Source organism: Flindersiella endophytica, assembly GCF_054779015.1.
The window spans coordinates 61,563-80,252 of sequence record NZ_BAAGYY010000001.1 but is presented as its reverse complement, the minus strand read 5'-3'; the positions used below and the strand labels follow the sequence as shown (position 1 = coordinate 80,252).

Annotated in this window: 15 protein-coding genes; 8 read left to right on the top strand and 7 right to left on the bottom strand. The window is 70.6% G+C overall.

Annotation, left to right across the window (positions count from 1 at the left end):
- Positions 1-136 precede the first annotated feature (136 nt).
- Positions 137-3,280: a BTAD domain-containing putative transcriptional regulator gene (locus ACYVF6_RS00360; RefSeq protein WP_460514463.1), complete on the top strand. Its 3,144-nt coding sequence runs from the start codon at positions 137-139 to the stop codon at positions 3,278-3,280.
- Here ACYVF6_RS00360 and ACYVF6_RS00355 read toward each other — a convergent pair.
- Positions 3,264-4,010, bottom strand: coding sequence for an ABC transporter permease (locus ACYVF6_RS00355; protein ID WP_460514461.1), 747 nt, complete (start codon positions 4,008-4,010; stop codon positions 3,264-3,266). The two genes, ACYVF6_RS00360 and ACYVF6_RS00355, sit on opposite strands and share 17 nt — an antisense overlap.
- A complete protein-coding gene (locus tag ACYVF6_RS00350; protein WP_460514459.1) occupies positions 4,007-4,957 on the bottom strand; it encodes a DrrA family ABC transporter ATP-binding protein in 951 nt (316 codons plus the stop codon). Before ACYVF6_RS00350 ends, ACYVF6_RS00355 begins: the two co-directional genes overlap by 4 nt.
- Before the next feature lie 158 nt (positions 4,958-5,115).
- Between ACYVF6_RS00350 and ACYVF6_RS00345 the strand changes: the two genes are divergently transcribed.
- Together ACYVF6_RS00345 and ACYVF6_RS00340 are read left to right on the top strand one after the other, a co-directional pair.
- A complete protein-coding gene (locus ACYVF6_RS00345; protein ID WP_460514457.1) occupies positions 5,116-5,964 on the top strand; it encodes a DUF4097 family beta strand repeat-containing protein in 849 nt (282 codons plus the stop codon).
- A gap of 48 nt (positions 5,965-6,012) precedes the next feature.
- Positions 6,013-8,292, top strand: coding sequence for a S9 family peptidase (locus tag ACYVF6_RS00340; protein ID WP_460514455.1), 2,280 nt, complete (start codon positions 6,013-6,015; stop codon positions 8,290-8,292).
- Positions 8,293-8,316: 24 nt separating this feature from the next.
- Here the strand turns inward: ACYVF6_RS00340 and ACYVF6_RS00335 are convergent, their stop codons facing one another.
- Together ACYVF6_RS00335 and ACYVF6_RS00330 are read right to left on the bottom strand one after the other, a co-directional pair.
- Complete coding sequence (locus ACYVF6_RS00335) at positions 8,317-9,000, bottom strand: transcriptional regulator (RefSeq protein ID WP_460514453.1); 684 nt, start codon at positions 8,998-9,000, stop codon at positions 8,317-8,319.
- Positions 8,997-10,244, bottom strand: a complete 1,248-nt coding sequence (locus tag ACYVF6_RS00330) for a sensor histidine kinase (protein ID WP_460514451.1) — start codon at positions 10,242-10,244, stop codon at positions 8,997-8,999. The genes ACYVF6_RS00335 and ACYVF6_RS00330 overlap by 4 nt, the downstream gene beginning before the upstream one ends.
- A 140-nt stretch (positions 10,245-10,384) precedes the next feature.
- On the opposite strand from ACYVF6_RS00330, the gene ACYVF6_RS00325 reads away from it, so the two are divergent.
- The 5 genes from ACYVF6_RS00325 to ACYVF6_RS00305 all read left to right on the top strand — a co-directional run bounded on the left by ACYVF6_RS00325 (position 10,385) and on the right by ACYVF6_RS00305 (position 15,889).
- On the top strand, positions 10,385-11,500 hold the full coding sequence (locus tag ACYVF6_RS00325) for a hypothetical protein (RefSeq protein WP_460514449.1): 1,116 nt from the start codon (positions 10,385-10,387) through the stop codon (positions 11,498-11,500).
- Positions 11,497-12,933, top strand: coding sequence for a S41 family peptidase (locus ACYVF6_RS00320; protein WP_460514447.1), 1,437 nt, complete (start codon positions 11,497-11,499; stop codon positions 12,931-12,933). Before ACYVF6_RS00325 ends, ACYVF6_RS00320 begins: the two co-directional genes overlap by 4 nt.
- A gap of 129 nt (positions 12,934-13,062) precedes the next feature.
- Positions 13,063-14,367, top strand: a complete 1,305-nt coding sequence (locus tag ACYVF6_RS00315) for an alkaline phosphatase (protein WP_460514445.1) — start codon at positions 13,063-13,065, stop codon at positions 14,365-14,367.
- Between the two features lie 53 nt (positions 14,368-14,420).
- Positions 14,421-15,155 (top strand): alpha/beta fold hydrolase, encoded by a 735-nt coding sequence (locus ACYVF6_RS00310; protein ID WP_460514443.1) that lies wholly within the window; start codon positions 14,421-14,423, stop codon positions 15,153-15,155.
- Between the two features lie 23 nt (positions 15,156-15,178).
- A complete protein-coding gene (locus tag ACYVF6_RS00305; RefSeq protein WP_460514441.1) occupies positions 15,179-15,889 on the top strand; it encodes an AraC family transcriptional regulator in 711 nt (236 codons plus the stop codon).
- Here ACYVF6_RS00305 and ACYVF6_RS00300 read toward each other — a convergent pair.
- The 3 genes from ACYVF6_RS00300 to ACYVF6_RS00290 all read right to left on the bottom strand — a co-directional run bounded on the left by ACYVF6_RS00300 (position 15,871) and on the right by ACYVF6_RS00290 (position 18,624).
- Positions 15,871-16,449 carry a dihydrofolate reductase family protein gene (locus tag ACYVF6_RS00300; RefSeq protein WP_460514439.1) on the bottom strand — a complete coding sequence of 193 codons (579 nt, stop codon included), beginning with the start codon at positions 16,447-16,449 and terminating at the stop codon, positions 15,871-15,873. The two genes, ACYVF6_RS00305 and ACYVF6_RS00300, sit on opposite strands and share 19 nt — an antisense overlap.
- Before the next feature lie 104 nt (positions 16,450-16,553).
- Positions 16,554-17,459 carry an ankyrin repeat domain-containing protein gene (locus tag ACYVF6_RS00295; protein ID WP_460514437.1) on the bottom strand — a complete coding sequence of 302 codons (906 nt, stop codon included), beginning with the start codon at positions 17,457-17,459 and terminating at the stop codon, positions 16,554-16,556.
- Between the two features lie 118 nt (positions 17,460-17,577).
- Positions 17,578-18,624: a LacI family DNA-binding transcriptional regulator gene (locus ACYVF6_RS00290; protein ID WP_460514435.1), complete on the bottom strand. Its 1,047-nt coding sequence runs from the start codon at positions 18,622-18,624 to the stop codon at positions 17,578-17,580.
- Positions 18,625-18,690: the final 66 nt, after the last annotated feature.

Below are 18,690 nucleotides of genomic sequence, written 5' to 3'. Positions count from 1 at the left end.
CTCTCACCGGCCGGCCTGACACCCGGCTGACACGGCTCTGACACCGATCTGGGTGCGCCCGGCGGCCGGTCCGGGCGACCAGCTGCGCCGGGTCAGCAGCCGGGACCCGCCCGAACGCCGTGGCACAATCAACCGCGTGCAGATCGGGGTGCTTGGACCATTCGAGATTCGGACGGACGACGGCGAGCCGGCCGACGTCCCCGGCGCCCGGCTGCGCGCACTGGTGATCGCCCTGGCCCTCGAGGCAGGTCACACGGTCTCCAAGGCGACGCTCGTCGACTGGATCTGGGGCGAGAGCCCGCCTGCCGACGCGGCGAACGCCTTGCAGCGTTTGGTTTCGCGGCTGCGTAAGGTGCTGCCGGACGGCGTGGTCGAGGGCCAGACCGACGGCTACCGCCTGAGGATCGATCCCGACGCCGTGGACGCCGTACGCTTCGAACGCCTCGTCGCCCAGGCCCGTCATGCCGACGACCCCCAGGGCGTACGCCACCTGCGCGAGGCCCTCGCCCTCTGGCGCGGTGCCGCCATGCAGGAGGTCGGCCTGCTCGACAGTGACGCGTTCGACGCGGCCGCCACCCGGCTCGACGGGCTCCGCCTCACCGCCATGGAGGACCGCTTCGACGCGGAGATCAGCCTCGGCCACGGCGCGGAGCTGGTCACCGAGCTCACCGACCTGGTGGCCACGCATCCGGTACGCGAGCGGCTGGTTGCCGCCCTGATGCGAGCGCTCGTCGCGACCGGCCGCGACACCGAGGCGCTTCGCCTGTTCGAGCGTACGAGGGAGACCCTGGCCGACGAGTTCGGCGCCGACCCCTCTCCGGAGTTGTCGGCGCTCCACGTCGCCCTGCTGCGCGGCGAGCTGGGCCGGCGCGATGATGGCACCCGCAAGACCAACCTGCGCGCCGAGCTGACCAGCTTCGTCGGCAAGGACGCCGACGTCGCCGCGGTTCGTTCCCTGATGTCTGAGCACCGTCTCACCACGCTGATCGGTCCCGGCGGTACGGGCAAGACCAGGCTGGCCACCGAGACCGCGCGCACGCTGGTCGGCGACCTGCCCGACGGGGTCTGGATGGTCGAGCTCGCGGCCATCGGCACCGACGGCGACGTGGCCCAGGCGACGCTCGGCGCACTCAAGCTGCGCGATGCGCTGCTCGGCGACGTGTCGGAGGCGGATCCGACCGAACGCATCATCGCGGCCGTACGCGACCGGGCGATGGTGCTCGTTCTCGACAACTGCGAGCACGTGATCGAGGCCGCTGCGGCGTTCGCCTACCGCGTGCTCGGAGAGTGCCGGCGGCTGCGGATCCTCGCGACGAGCAGGGAGCCTCTCGGCATCACCGGCGAGGCGCTGTGGCCGGTCGCGCCGCTGTCGACCCCGGCTGTGAACGCCGGCGCCGACGAGATCGAGCTGTCCCCGGCCGTCCGGCTGCTGCGGGAGCGCGCGTCCGCCGTACGCAGCGACTTCGCCCACGACGCCGGAGCCCTGGCGACGATGGCCCACATCTGCCGGGCGCTCGACGGCATGCCCCTGGCGATCGAGCTCGCCGCGGCCAGGTTGCGCACGATGACGCTCGACCAGCTCGCGAGCCGGCTCGACGACCGGTTCCGCCTGCTGACCGGCGGCAGCCGCACCGCGCTGCCGCGGCACCGGACCCTTCGTGCGCTGGTCGACTGGAGCTGGGAGCTCCTCACCGACGCCGAACGAGCCGTGCTGTGCAGGCTCTCGGTGTTCTCCGGTGGTGCGAGCCTGGAGGCGGCCGAGTGGGTCTGCGCCGGCGACGCGGTGGAGGCCGGCGACGTCCTCGACCTGCTCACCGCACTGACCGAGAAGTCGCTGGTGGTCACCGACGGAGGTCAGGTGCCGCGCTACCGCATGCTCGGCACGATCAAGGAGTACGCCCAGCAGCGCCTCGCCGAGGCGGGCGAGACCGACCTCACGCGCCGGGCGCATCTGGCGTACTTCACCGATCTCGCCGAGACCGCGGAGCCCCAGCTTCGCGGCGCCGACCAGGTCGAATGGCTCGCCACGCTCGGCACCGAGCACGACAACATCGGTGCGGCGATGCGCGGCGCGCTCGCGTCCGGCGACGCGCAGGCGGCGATGCGGCTAGCGGCCGGCGCCGGCTGGTACTGGTGGCTGGCCGGCCACAAAACCGAGGGCATGGAGCTGATCACCGCGGCCGCTGACCTGCCCGGCGAGGTGACCGGCCTCGTCAAGGCCACGATCTACGCCATCATCGTGATGTTCGCGGTCTCCGGGCCAGGCGACGAGCAGCAGGCGGCAGAGTGGATCCACCAGGCGTACGAGGTCAGCAGCCGGCACGTCGAGCAGGGCCACCCGGGGTTGGGGCTCATCGTCGGGATGGAACGCATGTTGCAGGGCCCGGAGGCGGCCCTGACCGCGTTCGAGCCGGCCCTTTCCGACCCGGATCCCTGGGTACGCGCGCTGGCCCGGCTGCAGATCGGCAAGCAGCGGGTCATCCTCGGCCATGGCCGGCAGGACGCCGACATCTACTTCGAGACCGCGCTCGCCGAGTTCCAGGCGATCGGCGAACGCTTCGGGATCGCGTTCGCGCTCACCGAACTGGCCGACCTGATCGCCATGCGCGGCGAGATCGCCCGCGCGTGCGAGCACTACGAGGAAGCCGTCGCGGCTGTCACTGAGATCGGCGCCGTCGACGATGTCATCCACATGCGGGCCCGCCAGGCCCGGCTCTACTGGCTGCTGGGCGACAAGGACTCCTGCGCGGCCGCCATCGGCGAGGCCGAACGCCACGCCGTGGGCATCACATGGCCGGGCACGGTGGCCTACCTCGCCCTCTCGAAGGGGGAGCTCGCCCGCTGGAACGGAGACGCCGAGGAGGCCCGCAGGCAACTCGCTGTGTATACCAGCGAGATGGGCGACGAGGCGGGACACGCCCACATCCGCGCGACCACCCACGACCTGCTCGGCTACCTCGCCGCCGATCTCGGCGAGGCCCGCGAGCACCGGGCGGCCGCCTTCGAGGCCGCGACCGAGGCAGGGCACGCGACCGGCCTGGCGAACGTACTGATCGGAGTCGCGGACCTGGCGCTGCGCCAGGAGCACTACGACCAGGCCGCCCGCCTGCTCGCGGCGAGCACCAGGGCCCGTGGCCTGCCGGATCTCTCCCACCCGGACGCGGCCAGGATCGAACGTGAAACGCGCAGCCGCCTCGGTGACACGGGGTTCACCGAGGCGACTGAGGAGGGTGCACGGGCCGACTGGAGCGAGTTGGTCGCCGTCACGCTCGCTTCTTGAACGTCGAGGTCGCCCACACGTAGCCCACGACCGCGATCCCGACGCACCAGGCCAGCGCGATGATCGCGGTGCTCGTGTCGGGCGCTCCGCCCAGCAGCCCGCGCAGGGTCTCGATGATCGGCGTGAACGGCTGGTACTCCGCGAACTGCCGGAGCCCCGGACCCATCTTGTCCGCGGGCACGATCGCGCTGCTGAAGAACGGCAACATGACCAGGGGAACCGACGCCAGGCCGGCCGACTCCGGTGTCTTCGCAACCAGGCCCAGGGCGATCGTGAACCAGCCGGCCGCCAGCGCGAGCAACACCACGAGGCCCGCCACACCGAGCCAGTCGAGGAGACTCGCCTTCGGGCTGAACCCCAGCAGGAACGCGACACCGACGATCGCCGCGATGGCGACGAGGTTGGTCAGCAGGCTGGCGATCACGTGACCGGTCAGCACCGCGCTGCGGGAGACGTCCATGACCTTGAACCGGTTGATGATGCCCTTGGTCATGTCGGAGTTGACCGACGTCGCCACCGCTCCCAGGCCGTAGCAGACGGCCAGCAGCATCAGGCCGGGCGTCGCGTAGTCAACGTAGTCGACACCGACGCTGAACGCGTCCCCGAGCATGTACACGAACATCAACATGACCACGACGGGCATCAGGACCGCGTTGAACACCGTCATCGGGTTCCGGGCGATGTGCTTGAAGTTGCGGCGCAACATCACCAGCGCGTGAGACTTGCTCATTTCGCGGCTACCTCCGTGGTGTGGCCCGTGAGGGCGAGGAAAACGTCATCGAGGTCAGGGGTGTGGACGGAGAACTCCTCGGCGCTGAGCGAGTGCTCGTCGAGCTTGTCCAGCAGCGCTCGCAGCGACTTGGTGCCGCCGTCGCTCGGAACCCGCAGCGTCAGCGCGTCGTCGTCCCGGGTGGAGCCGGCGAAGAGCGGCGCGGCCGCGTCGAGCTCGGCGAACGTGCTGAACCGGAGCCGCACGTGCGTACCCGGCATCTGGCGCTTGAGCTCGTCGGGAGTGCCTTCGGCGACCAGCCGGCCCTGATCGAGGACGGCGAGGCGGTCGGCGAGCTGGTCGGCCTCGTCGAGGTACTGCGTGGTGAGGAAGATGGTCACGCCGTCGGCCACCAGGCCGCGGATGATCGACCACATCGTGCGCCGGCTGCGCGGGTCCAGGCCCGTCGTCGGCTCGTCCAGGAAGATGATCCGCGGGCTGCCGACGAGCGTCATCGCCAGGTCGAGCTTGCGGCGCATACCGCCGGAGTACGTCGAAACGGGCTTCTGCGCCGCCTCCGTCAACTCGAAGCGCTCCAGCAGGCCGGCGATGAGCTGCTTGCCGTCCTTGCCGGCGCTGCCGGAGAGGTCGACCATCAGCTGGAGGTTCTCCTGGCCGGTCAGCAGTTCGTCCACAGCCGCGAACTGGCCGGTGACGCCGATCGCCGAACGTACGGCCTTCGCCTCGGTCGCGACGTCGTGCCCGGCGACGCGTACGGTCCCAGCGTCTGCTTTCAGCAGCGTGGTGAGGACGTTCACCGTCGTGGTCTTGCCGGCTCCGTTCGGGCCGAGCAGGGAGAAGACCGTCCCTGCCCGGACCTCCAGGTCGATGCCGTCGAGCACGACCTTGTCCTTGAAGGCCTTCCGCAGGCCGGTGGCCGTAATCGCCGCGTTGGTCTGGTTGGTCATGCGATCACTGTCGGCGGCAGCCCTGACACTGGGCCGCCATCGCGCTGACACGCTCCTGCCACGGCGCCCTGCCGCGTCAGCGCGGTGACTGCCCCGTGTCAGGACGGCGGGCGAATGTGGTTGCCGTGATCAGCGCAACGATTCAGGAGAGTCCCGCCATGGCAACCTTCGACACCCCGCAGCCGATCTCCGCGACGGTCGACATCATTCTCGGAAACATCCGCTTCGTCGCCGGCGACCGTGCCGACACGGTGGTCGAGGTCCGGCCGGTCGACCCCTCCTGGGAGCTGGACGTCAAGGCCGCCGAGCAGGCCAAGATCACCTTCACCGACGGGAAGCTGCAGGTCAGACACCCGAAGCTGCGCACGGCGTTCGCCAAGAGGTACGGCAGGGTCGAGGTGCTGGTGGAGCTTCCGGCCGGATCGAACGTGCAGGGAGCCACCGCCAAGGGCGACTACCTCGTCTCGGGCGTGGTCGGGTCCTGCCACCTGAAGACCGCCACCGGAGACATCCGGGTCGAGCAGGCCTCCGGTGTGCGGCTGAAGACCTCCGGCGGCAGGGTGACCGTCGACCACGTGACCGGCCGGGCCGACGTGAACGGAAACGGCGAGATCCGGGTCCGCCGGGTCGGCGGCGACGCGGTGGTCAAGAACATCAGCGGCGACAGCCGGCTCGGCGAGGTCGGCGGCGACCTGCGGGTGAACTCCGCGAACGGTGGCATCTCGGTCGACGTCGCGCACGCCGCCGTTCACGCCAAGACCGCGAGCGGCGACATCCGCGTGGGCGAGGTCGGCAGCGGTCAGGTCGAGCTGTACACGCCCAACGGCGAGGTCGAGCTCGGCGTTCCTCGAGGCACGGCCGTCCTGCTGGACGCCAACACCTCGGCCGGCCGGGTGCGCAACCAGGTGGAGGCCGGCCGGGCGTCCGATGCCTCCGATCGGTCCGGGCAGAGCATCAAGGTCCGGGCCCGCAGCCACGGTGGCGACATCATCGTCCGCCCCGCCTGATCACACATCACCATCCCTCACCTACCAACCGAGGAAGGCCAACAACGCATGAGTACCACCGAGGACTACCAGGCCGCCGAGAAGCTGCTGCGCCGGGTCGCCAGCCCAGGCGAGCTCGTGGTCGGCGACAAGGTCAGGCCGCAGTGGATCGACGGCGGAGCCCGCTTCTGGTACGGCGTGCACACCGGCGGCGGCAAGCGGTTCGTCCTGGTCGACCCGGCCGTGGGCACCCGCGAGCCGGCCTTCGACCACACCCGGCTCGCCACCGCCCTGGCCGCGGCGTCCGGGCAGCCGGTCGATCCGGAGGCGTTGCCGTTCGGCGCGATCGAGCCGGCTTCCGACGCCGTTTCGTTCGCCGCGTTCGGCGAGTACTGGCGCTGCGCGCTGGACACCTACACCTGCGAGCGCGCCGAGTTCACGCCTCCGGAGGGAGGACCGCTGGACGTCAGGTCGCCGGACGGGAAGCTCGCGGTGTCCCAGCGCGGTGCCAACCTGTGGGCCGTCTCGCTGTCCGACGGCAAGGAATGGGCGCTTACGGCCGATGGCGCGCCTGACTACCAGTACGGCAAGGGGCCCGACTCCACGAGCAACCCGACGCTGCTGCGTAAGTTCGGCCTGCCGCACCTGCCGCCCGCAGTGGCCTGGTCGCCCGACTCGGCGAAGGTGCTGGCGCATCGGATCGACGAGCGCGAGGTTCGCCAGACCTACCTGGTGGAGGCCGGGCCGGCGACCGGCGGCGCCCCGGAGTTGCACTCCCAGCGGTTCGCCTATCCGGGCGACGAGGCGCTGCCGCAGGCCGAGCTGGTCGTGCTGGACGTCGCGTCCGGCACCGTGGTCCGCGCGCAGGCAGAGCCGCTTTCCGCGCCGACGGTCTCACCTGTGTCGGTCAACTGGGCCTGGTGGGCGGACGACAGCTCCGCCGTCTACTACCTCAGTCGACCGCGCGACCTGCGTACGCTCACGCTGCACCGGATGGACCCTGCGACGGGTTCGGTGACCACTGTGGTCAGCGAGAGCGGAGCCACCCGGGTGGAACCCAACCAGTGGGCGTTCGAGCCGCCGCTCGTCCGGGTGCTGGAGTCGGAGGTGCTGTGGTACTCCCAGCGCGACGGCTGGGGCCACCTGTACCGCTACGACCTGCGTACGGGTGACCTGCTCGGGCAGGTGACGTCCGGGGAGTGGGGCGTGCGCCAGATCCTGCACGTCGACTCCGCCGACCGCGTGGTCTACTTCACCGCGGCCGGCCTGGTGCCCGACGACCCCTACCGTCGCACGGTATGCCGGGTGGGCCTGGACGGCACCGGTTTCGCCGTGATCACCGAGGATTCCCTGGACCACGTCGTCACGTTGTCGCCCGGCAATGACTACTTCGTCGACTCCGCGTCAACCGTCGACACCCCGCCGGCGACGACGGTCCGCGACTGGACCGGACGGGTGCTGGCGGAGCTGGAGCGGGCCGACATCGGCAAGCTCACCGACGTCGGCTGGACGCCGCCGGAGCGGTTCCGCGTCAAGGCGGCCGACGGCGTGACCGACATCTACGGCGTGCTGTACCGGCCGCGTGGCTTCGATCCCGAGCAGCGCTACGCCGTGGTGGACACAATCTATCCCGGCCCGCAGGTCAACCGAGTGGCGCCGAGCTTCGACCCCGGCGGCATGGGCCTCGACGCGGAACCCCTTGCGGCGTTGGGATTCGTCGTGATCGCCCTGGACGGCCGGGGCACGCCGGGACGCAGCAAGGCGTTCCACGACTTCTCGTACGGCAACCTGGCCTCGGCCGGCGGCCTGGACGACCACGTGGCCGCCCTGCGGCAGCTGGCCGAGACCCGACCGTGGATGGACCTCGACCGCGTGGGCATGTTCGGCCACTCCGGCGGTGGATTCGCCACCGTACGGGCGATGCTCGACCATCCCGAGGTCTACCAGGTGGGCGCCGCGCTGTCCGGCTCGCACGACGTCCGCTACTTCAACGCGGGCTTCGCCGAGACCTACGACGGTGCGGACAATCCCGAGGCCTGGGCCCGCACGTCCAACGTGGACATCGCGGACCGGCTGGCAGGGGCACTCCTCCTCGTCCACGGTGAGATGGACGACCAGGTCCACCCGTCGCAGACGCTGCGCCTGGCCGACCGGCTGATCGCCGCAAACAAGGGCTTCGAGCTGCTCATCGTTCCGGGGGCCGAGCACGCCTTCCTCGACTGCCTGGCATACGTCCGCAAGGCGTGCTGGGACTTCATGGTGCGCGAGCTGATGGGCACCGAGCCGCCGGCGTACCGCCCCGCTCCCATCCCCATCGATCCCGAGCTGCTCGGCGAGATGTTCGCCTGACCACGAAGGCCGGCAGGGGCCCTCTCACTCCGCCCGCGGGTGAGAGGGTTCCCCGGGTACTGAACCTCGTGTACCGGTCCGGCCGGGCAGGGTGATCAGCTGCTGGGCCAGGGCCGCGGTGACCGCGGCGGTCCGGTCGTTGACGCCGAGCTTGGCGAAGACTCGCGCCAAGTACGTCTTGACAGTGGCTTCGCCAACCTGAATCCGGGCCGCGACCTCCTTGTTCGTCAGGCCGTCCGCCACCAGCTGCACCACCTGCCGCTCCCTGGCCGACAACGCCTCGGTACGACTGGTGTGCTGCTGGCGTACCAGCCTCGTCGCCACCGAAGGCGTCAGCGCGGCGCGACCCTGGGCCGCGCTGCGGATCGCCTCGAACAGCTCCTCTCGCGGCGTGTCCTTCAGCAGATAGCCGATCGCGCCGGCCGCCATCGCCCGCAGGATGTCGGCGTCGGTGTCGTACGTGGTGAGCACGAGCACGTGTGTTTCCGGGGTCGCTGTCGTGATCTGCGCCGTCGCGGTCGCACCGTCCAGGTGAGGCATCCGCAGATCCATCAGTACGACGTCCGGGCGCAGCCGCGTTGCCAGCTGAACGGCGGTCGCGCCGTCCGCCGCCTCGCCGACCACGCGGAACTCCTGGTGAGGTTCGAGCATCGCGGTCAGCCCGTCCCGGATGACCGCGTGGTCGTCGGCGATGAGGATCCGGATCACGAGTGCTCCTTGGCCGGCAGGGTCGCCACGACGCACGTACCGGATCCCGGCGAGCTCACGACCGAGAGCGATCCGCCCACGGTCTCCACGCGTTCGCGCATGATGGCCAGCCCGAACCCTCCGGAGGTCAGACCGTCCGGTCGCGGCAGCTCGGCGGGATCGAACCCACGCCCGTCGTCGCGTACCGACAGGCACAGCTCGTTCCCGCGATAGTCGACGTGCACCGTCGCACGGCCTGCCGATGCGTGCTTTCCTGCGTTCGCCAGAGCCTCCTGGACCAGCCGCAACGCGACCACCTGCACCTCGGGACGGCAACCACCCGGATCGCCCGACACCACCAGTTCCACGGGCGGATCGGCCGACCGCGCGCAGATCGCCGTCAACGCCTCGACCAGCTTCGCGCCGTCCAGTGCTTCCGGCCGTAACGCCGCCACGGCGTTGCGGGTGTCGCTCAGGCATCCCCGGGCCGCCTCGCGCGCCCTGGCCAGCAGCCGGCGCGCCTCCTGCGGTTCGCCGGGGCCGGACAGCTGCTGTTCGGCCGCTTCCAGCTGCAGCATCACACCGGACAGTCCCTGTGCGACCGTGTCGTGCAGCTCGTGCGCGAGCCTCCTGCGCTCCTCCGCCTGCCCGGCCAGCCGCGAGGCCGCCGCCAGTTCCGTACGCGTCGCCGACAGCTGCTCCACGAGCGCCTGCCGCGCCCTGCTCTGGCTCTGCACCGCGTGAATCGCCCACGCCGTGAACAGGCCGGTCAGGACCGGCAACGCCACGCCCACGACAGCGAGATAGACGGGTCCGAACTGAAGGTCGACGCCGGCCGGCGCGTCCGCACCGAACAGCCAGCGCAGGATCTGGGCGCGGATGAGGTACGGCATCCCGGTCAGCAGCACGCCGACCGCGGTCGCCGCCGGCCAGCGCAGCAGCGCGAACGCCAACGGCAGCGCGCCGAACGCCACCGACGCGAACGTCGGGTACACCGCCGTCAAGCCGGCGAGGACGACAGCGATCGTCAGGAAGTACGCGGTCAGCGCGGCCGTCCGGGTCGTGTGAGCCGACCACCGGCGTACGAGCGTGTCGGCGGCGGCCAGCAGCAGCCCGGACAGCTCGGCCACCACCCAGGGCAGCGCGCCGGGCCTGGGCGACGACATCACCACGGACGGAATCATCGTGACGAGCGCGACGAGCAACGTGACGAGGTACAGGTTGTGCAAGGCCTGCACCCATCGATCGCCGTCCGCCGTTGTCACGGCACGCACGATACGGCGGCAACCTCAAGACTCTCGCGCGTCCACCGAACGGCGGACCAGGCCTGTCCCCCGAACGGGCCAGGACATTTCAGCCACAAGCCGGTCCCGTGGCCAGGGGCGCGGCGGCGAGAGTGGCTGCCATGGACAAGACGACCCGCCGCGGGTTCGCCGTGGCTTCCACCGCCGTGGTCGCGGCCTCGATGCTCGGCCCGGGCAAGCGATCGGCCGAGGCTTCGACCAGGCGATCCTTTGCCGACGCTGTGCTCTCGGCCTTCGACCGGCATCGGCTGGTCGCGTTGGGCGAGGGCGGAACCCATGGCCTGCAGGAGCATTTCGACGCGTTGACGATCCTGCTGGCCGACCCCCGGACGCCGGACGTGGTCGACGACATGGTCGTCGAGTTCGGCAACGCGCGCCATCAGGCGACGGTCGACCGGTTCACCGCAGGGCGTGCGGTCGACAACGCCGACCTTCGGCCGGCCTGGCGGGACACCACGCAGTCACCGCTGGCCACCTGGGACGCTCCCGTGTTCGAGCAGGTCTTCCGTACGGTTCGCGCCGTCAATGCCGACTTGCCGGAACGACGACGGATCCGCGTCCTGCTCGGCGACCCACCCATCGACTGGTCCCGGACGACGACGCGCGCCGAGCTCGGGGCGTACCTCCTCCAGCGCGACTCCCACGCCGCGTCGGTGATCCAGCGTGAGGTGCTCGATCGCGGCCGCCGCGCGCTGATCTGTTACGGAGCAGACCATGTACTGCACGGATCGCTCATCGAGTCGCAGCTCGGCGAGCGGCCGTACGTGATCGCGAGCCTCGTACCCCTCGCCGGCGATCCTGGCGGCCTGGGTGCCCGGCTGGCGCGACTTCCGCGGCGCGCGGTGATTCCCACCTCCGTTGCCTGGCTCGGGTCCTTCGACGCGGGGCTGTTGTTTCCGGCCGCCCGGCGAGGGCCCGGCGGCGAGCCGTCCAACTTCCGGTGCGGCGTGCCGGTCGGGTCGCTCATCGACGCGGGCCTCTATCTCGGCCCGTCCGCCGAGCTCACCGTGTCGCGCGAGAACCCTGCCGGCTATCTCGATCCGGCGTACTGGACAGAGCTGCGACGCCGCAACGGCGTGCAGGGCGGCATCGCCGACCTGGAGGCCTACCGCCGGGAACAGCCGGTGCGCTTCACTCCGCGGGAACTGCCGGAGGCGCTGCGGTGCCCGGCGGCGGCTGCCCGTTCGAAATCCCAACCCAGCAAGGAGAACTCGTGAAACACAGCCGGCGTCCGCTCACCGTCGCAGCGGCAGTACTGGGGATCGTGACCATGCTCGGCGGCGCTGGTGCGGGTACCGCGACCGCGGGCAGCGCCCGGCCCGACCGCCCCGGCCGGCCCGCCCAGGCTGCCCGGCCGCCTGCCTGCGTCGCGCCGGATCCGCAGAAGCCACCGGAGAAACCCACGCCGGCGACGGACAGCACGGTCGCGCAGGCGTACTACTGCATCTTCTCCAACTACTACAGCGGTCCCGTGCTGGACAGCCGTACGCTGCTGGTGCCCGCGTTCTCCGAGATCACCCGCGAGCTGCAGCGCCGCGGCATCGACCAGCCCGACGCCGCCCTGCCCGCCCTCACCGGCCGCAAGGACACCGACTGGGCCGTGTTCAGCAAGGTCTACCAGCGGATCGCCAGGTCACTGCCCGGCGACGAGGCGCGCGCGGCGATCGCCGATGCCGCCGTCCAGGCCATGGTCGACGCGCTGGGCGACAACCACGCACGCTGGTTCAACGAGCTCCTGGAAGAGACCGCGGACTTCGGCTGGACCGTCTCGGCGGCCTACGGCCCGGGCGAGCTCGACCCGCTGGCCAAGGCACCGACGTACATCAACGGCATCGCCCCGGGCAGCCCGGCCGAGCAGGCCGGCCTCCGGCTCGGCGACGAGGTCCTCGCGGTCGACGGCGTGCCGCTGTACGTCAACGGAACCCTCAACGAGGGCGTCCTGTCGACGCTGCTGGTATACCGGGCAGGAGCCACCGCGAAGCTCACCGTGCACCGGCCCGCCACGGGCAGGACGTTCACGGTCACGGTCACCTCGCGGACTTACGAGCCGCCGCGTCCGGCGGTCACCTCGAAGCTGGTGGACGGCAACCTCGCCGAGGTTTCGCTGCCAGGCTTCTCCCCCGACCTGGTCGACGACGTGCTCGAGGCCATCCAGAAGCTGCGCGACCAGACCGTGCTGCGGGGCGTGATCCTCGACCTGCGCGGCAACCTCGGCGGCAGCCCGGAGGCGAGAAGCAAGCTGCTCGGTGCCCTTGCCCACAACGAGATCGTCAGCTACTGGTGTGACGTCAGGGAGAAGTGCACTCCCAACCGCACCGACGACTCTGTCGAGCTGCTGCACCTGCCCGTGGTCGTTCTCGTCGACCATCGCTGCGCCTCCGCCTGCGACGCCTTCGCCAGCGCGGTCAAGGATCTCGAGCTCGGCCAGCTCGTCGGCACCCGTACGGCCGGCGTCGTGTCCGGTGCGGCGAACCATTTCCTGCTGAACAACAACACCCTCCTCATGCTGCCGAAATACCACGAGATCGGCGCGAACCGGGAGATCGTCAACACCATCGGCGTCCCGCCCGACCATTACGCCCCCACCACCGCCGAGGATCTCTCCGCCGGCCGCGACCCCGCCCTCGCGAAGGCGATCTCCCTGCTCTGACGGCGCTGCCCGGCCGTCCACGGTTCCGGGGCGGCCGGGTCCTGCTCGATACAGGGCATCGGACCTGTTCACATTCTGGCCACCTTTTGGTTACCTGGAGTTCATCCGAGCGTCTGGAAGGAGCGTGCGGTGAGCAGTTCCAGGTCGAACCGGGTCAGAACAACACTGATGCTGCTGACGGTCGGAGTGGTCGCGGCGCTCGCCGGCGCCGCCATCGCGCCACCCCATCTGGGGTCCGCCGACGGGGTTGATCGCGCCACCAAGGGCGCCGAGGCATCCAAGGCGAAGGTCAAGTCCGTGATCTTCGTCAACGGCGACGGGATGGCCGCGCCGCATCGCGAGGCTGCCCGGCTGCACTACACAGGCCTGGACGGAAGGCTGGTGATGGACCAGCTGCCGGTCGGCGGCCTGCTGTCCACCGAACCACGCGATCCCGGGAACATCGTCACCGACTCCGCGGCCGGCGCCAGCGCCTGGGCCACCGGCCAGAAGACCTACAACGGCGCGATCAGCGTCGACGTCAACGGCAACCCTCTGCCGGTGATCGGCGGCCAGGCCAAGCGGGCCGGCAAGGCAACCGGGCTGGTCACGACTGCCCAGGTCACCGACGCCACCCCGGCGGCGTTCTACTCCAACTCCGTCAACCGGGCCGCACAGGACGACATCGCCAGGCAGTTCCTCGAAGTGACCAAGCCTGACGTCATCCTGGGCGGCGGCGAGGACCGCTGGCTCCCGCCCGGCACTCCCGGCGCGTACCCAGACAACCCGCCGGAGGACCCCTCCGAGCAGAGCAGCAGCACCAAGGGCAACCTCGTCGAACGAGCGCAGCAGCTCGGCTACACCTACGTGCACACGCCCGAGCAGCTGCAGGCGACCAACGCGCGCAAGCTGCTCGGCCTGTTCGCCAACGAGGAGATGTTCCAGCAACGCGCCGAGGGCAACGGCGACATCTACGCCCCCGTCGTCCCGCTGGCCGACATGACCGGCAAGGCACTGCAGGTCCTGGACCGCGACCGCGACGGCTTCTTCCTGCTGATCGAGGAGGAGGCGATCGACGAGTTCGCCCACAACAACAACGGCACCCGCACCCTGCAGGCCATGGGTGAGCTCGACAAGTCGGTCGCGCTGGCGCGCCAGTACGTCGCCCGCCACCCCGACACACTGCTGATCGTGACCGGCGACCACGAGACCGGCGGGATGACCGTCGAGAGCCCGGGCGGCACCGACGAGTCGGGCGACGGCGTCTCCGCCGAGGACGGCCCGTTCACCATCCGCGGCAGCGACCTGACCTTCGCCATCGACTGGACCACCACCGGCCACTCCGGCACCACCGTCCCCCTCACCGCGATCGGCCCTACAGCGAGCAAGCTCAGCGGCGTCCACCCGAACACCCACATACACACCGTGATAGCCGAAGCGCTCCATCTAGGCTGACCGGCAGACGCCGTTGCCCACCTGGCCCCGGCGACGACGACGGGGTGACGTAGGTGACGGACGTAGAGCGGCTGCTCGAGGTGAACGGCGCGCGGCTGTGGCTGGCCACCGAGGGCACGGGCCCGCCGATGCTCTTCCTGAGCGGCGGGCCCGGGTGCTGTGACTACCTCGCACCGGTTTCCTCCTTGGTCGCCGACCTGATGACCACGTACCGGCTCGAGCCACGTGGCTGCGGTCGCTCGTCACCTGAGGGCCCCTTCGCGCTCGACACCATGGTGGCCGACCTCGAGTCCGTACGCGCGAGCCTTGGCCACGAGCAATGGGTCGTCGCCGGCCATTCGTGGGGTTCGCTCGCGGCCCTCGCCTACGCCCTAAGCCATCCGGACCGAACCAGCGCACTGGTCTGCCTGGCCGGCGCCGGCCTGCAGAACGACCGGGATTGGCATGCCGCCTACGACGCGGGTCTGGCCGCCGGACGCGAGCGGGAACTGGAGTTCGCGTATCCGTTCAATCCCGCGGTCAACCGCGAAGGCAACCAGTCGGCCAAGGAGTTCCTCAAGGCCCCGTCGCTGTTTCGTTCGGTCGCCGACCTACGGGTGCCGGCCCTCCTCGTGCAAGGCGAGGCCGACATCAGACCCAACTGGCCGGTGGCCCAACTGGCCGAACTGCTCCCAGCCGCGAGCTACCACGTCGTGCCCGGCGCCGACCACTTCCTGTGGCTGACACAACCGGAGGCACTCGCCCGCCTCCTCCGCGACTTCCTTCAGCTCAGGACGCCGCGGACCTGACGAAGCGGCGTATCCTCGCGCTCGTGAGACTGCGGTTCGAGACGCGCCGGTCCGACTCGCCCTGGGTCGATGCCGTGTGGACCTGCAGAAGCGAGCAGGTCACGACGATGACGTCGGTGGCAGGCGTGCGCTGGGGCCTGGTGTTCTGGGTGCAGGACGGCCGGGCGTACACCACCATCACCGGCCCCGAGACCCGCACCAGCACCGCGCCGGTGCCGGTGGGTGCGACGTTCACCGGCATCGACTTCGCCGTCGGCACCTCGTTGCGGGCCCTGCCCACGCCGGCACTGGTCGACGGCGGCATCGTGCTTCCCGACACCACCCGCCGGACGTTCCGGCTGGACGGTGCGCGCTGGGAGACGCCCGGCCCCGATGACGCCGAGGCGCTGGTCGAGCGCCTGGTCCGGGCGGGGATCGTGCTCCGCGATCCGCTCGTCGCCGACGTGCTGCGCGGGCACCGCCCGGCTGTTTCGGGGCGTACGGTCGAACGCCGGTTCCGCGCCGCGACCGGCCTGACGCGGGGCGCCGTCCGGCAGATCGAGCGCGCCCGTACGGCCGCCGAGCTGCTTGCCGCCGGCGATCCGGCTGCCGACGTCGTAGCCAAGCTCGACTACTTCGACGAGCCGCATCTGGCCCGGGCACTGCGTTCCTACGTCGGTCGCACCGCCGGGCAGCTACGCGAGGGCGCCGGCGGTGCGATCGGCCTCGACCTGGATCAGCGCCTCACGTCATAGACCAGCTTCAGGATCCCGTTGGAGTAGCTGTCCGACTCCCGCAGCGTCAACATCAGCTTGTCGCGGTCGGCGCGGTCGAACAGGCTCTTCCCGGCGCCGAGCAGTACGGGGAAGACGAGCAGGTTGTACTGGTCGATCAGCCCCGCTTCCGACAGCCGCCGGGCCAGCTCCGGGCTTCCGTGGATGAAGATCGCGCCACCCCCGCCCTCCTTGAGCGCGGCGACGTCCTCGGTCGAACGCAGGATCGTCGTCGGCCCCCACCCGTCGACGAGCGCGTCGTCGGACAGCGTGGCCGACACGACGTACTTCGGCAGCTCCTTGTAGTCGATGTGGTCCGCCGACCCGGGCCACGTCGCCGAGAACGACTCGTAGCTGCGACGTCCGAACATCAGCGCGGTCGTGTCGGCGAGCTCCTCACCCTTCAGCGACCAGGCCTCCGGGACGAACTCGAGATCCTTGAACACCCAGCCACCGCTGCGGTGCTCCTCGCCCGGCCCGCCGCCAGGCGAGTCCACGACGCCATCGAGCGACATGAAGCCGGTGTAGACCAGGTTACGCATCGAGCTGTCTCCTCATGATGTGGGCGAGCTGCCGGCCTCACGCTAGAACGCGGCCACGGCGGTCGTCTTGGACGGAAACGACACCGGCGTCGTCGTCACGTCGATCACCTCGCGGAGGCCCAGTAGTCCCGGTCGGGCAGGCGGAGCCACTGGTCCGGAGGGCCGCTGACCGAGCGTTCGTCCACGGGCCGCAGGCCCGCGTAGGCGAAACAGTAGGCGAGCGCCTGGCCTTGGTAGAGGTACGTCAGCAGCACCTCGGCGCTGTCGTCGTGCTCGTCGGCCACGCCGCCGCCGGGGTGCAGGTCCCAGCCGAGGATCTCGCCATCGCGAGAGATGCTGCCCTGGTTCCCGCTCTTGGGATTGGCGTACATGCCGTAGCAGGTCGTGCCCACCGACAACGCCTCGTTCACCCTGGGCATGCTCGGCCCGAACCCCCACGGCTGGGCCAGCACGCACCCGCCTGGAACCTCGGTGGCCCACATCGTGCGGATGACGTCGTCGCTCACCGGATCGGACTCCCAGGCGGCCATCGTCGCCTCGTAGTCGCCTTGCACGACTTCGGCGTCGAGTCGGCGTACCGCTTCCGCGACGTCGATGCCCGCGGCGCATGCGACACCCAGACCCTCGCGCCGGCGGCTGAGCACGGCGACCAACCGGCGGCTCTCCTCCACCATCGCGGTCTCCTCGGGCGTGAGCGAAGCCTGCGGCGAGCCGAACAGGTCAGGTGTGGAGCCCGCGAGGCCCAGCCGCTCCGGCGACCAGCCCGCCATCAGGTTCCGCCGCGGATCCGCACCCGCGGCCGCGAGTACGCGGGCGTTGTCCGGCCGGTTCACCGCCACCGCACGCCACAGCGCGGTACGTCCCTCCCACATCGCGTCGGCGTCGTCGACCCGTCTGGCCAGCTCCGCCACCACCTCCGGCGAGCCGGTCTCGGCCGCTATGTGGAGCGGTGGCCCCAGGTACGACACGGCGACGTTCGGGTCCGCCCCCTGGTCCAGTCGGTCCCGCACCGCTGCCAGATCCGTCCAGCTACGCCAGCCGAACCCGGACCATCCGTCATCGACCCCTGAGAGCATGCGGAACAGCCTGCCAGGCCAGGCCCACGCGACGGGCCGGTTCGGCGCAGTATCACCGTACCCGCGGGCGTACGGAGTCGCGGACGACGAGGTGGGTGCCGATGCTGACCCGTGGTGGCGTCCCTCCGCGTGCCTCGTGTTCCAGCGCCAGGCGTACGGCGGTGCGGCCGATCTCCTCGTGGGGCAGGTGCACCGTGGTCAGGCCGAGGTCGGACGAGGGCGGGAGGTCGTCGAAGCCGACCATCGAGATGTCGTCGGGTACCCGCAGGCCGTGCTCGGTCAGGGCTCGGTGCGCGCCGCCGGCGATGAGGTCGTTGAGGCAGAAGACCGCGGTGAAGTCGGGCGGCCCGGCGGCCAGCCGCCGGCTCATCATCCGGTGGCCCTCGTGCCACTCCATCACGATGCCCTCGACCTCCAGCGCCGGATCATGCGGAACGTGGTGCGCGGCCAGCGCCTCCCGGTAGCCCGTGACCCGACTGTCCGCGGTGGTGTAGCCCGGTCGCGCCCCCAGGCACAGGATCCGCTCGTGCCCGGCCGACAGCAGGTGGCTGGTGCCCGCGTAGGCACCGCCGGTGTTGTCGTACTCCACGACCAGGGCGGGCACATCCGGGCCGAGACTCGGGCGGCCGCACAGCACGAGCCGGGAGCCGACGGCGGCCAGGGCGTGCGCGTACTGGCTCATCCGCTCCAGGTAGCCGGCGTCGGCGCGGACGTTGCCGACCAGGATCACCGCGTCGGTGTTCTGCTCGCGCATGAACTTGACCATGGCCAGCTCGCGTTCCGGATCGCCGCCGGTGGTGCCGATCAGGCACAGCCGGCCCTCGGCGGCGGCCATCGTCTCCACGCCCTGCGCGACATGCGCGTAGTGCGGCGAGATCACGGAGTTGAGCACGATCGCCACGCTCTTGCTGGGTGTGCCCGCCAATGCGCGGGCGTGGGCGTTGGCAACGTAGTCGAGCTCCGCGACCGCCCGCATCACCCGGGCTCGCGTGGCGGGCGCGGCGGGATAGTCGCCGCCGAGGATGCGGGAGACGGTCGCGATGGACACACCGGCCCGCTCAGCCACCTCGCGGATCGTGGACCGTCGCCCAGCCGTCACAACCACACCCTAGCGAGACTTCAGCGTCGAAATAGTTGAAACGCTTTCATCGGCATTGACAAGGCA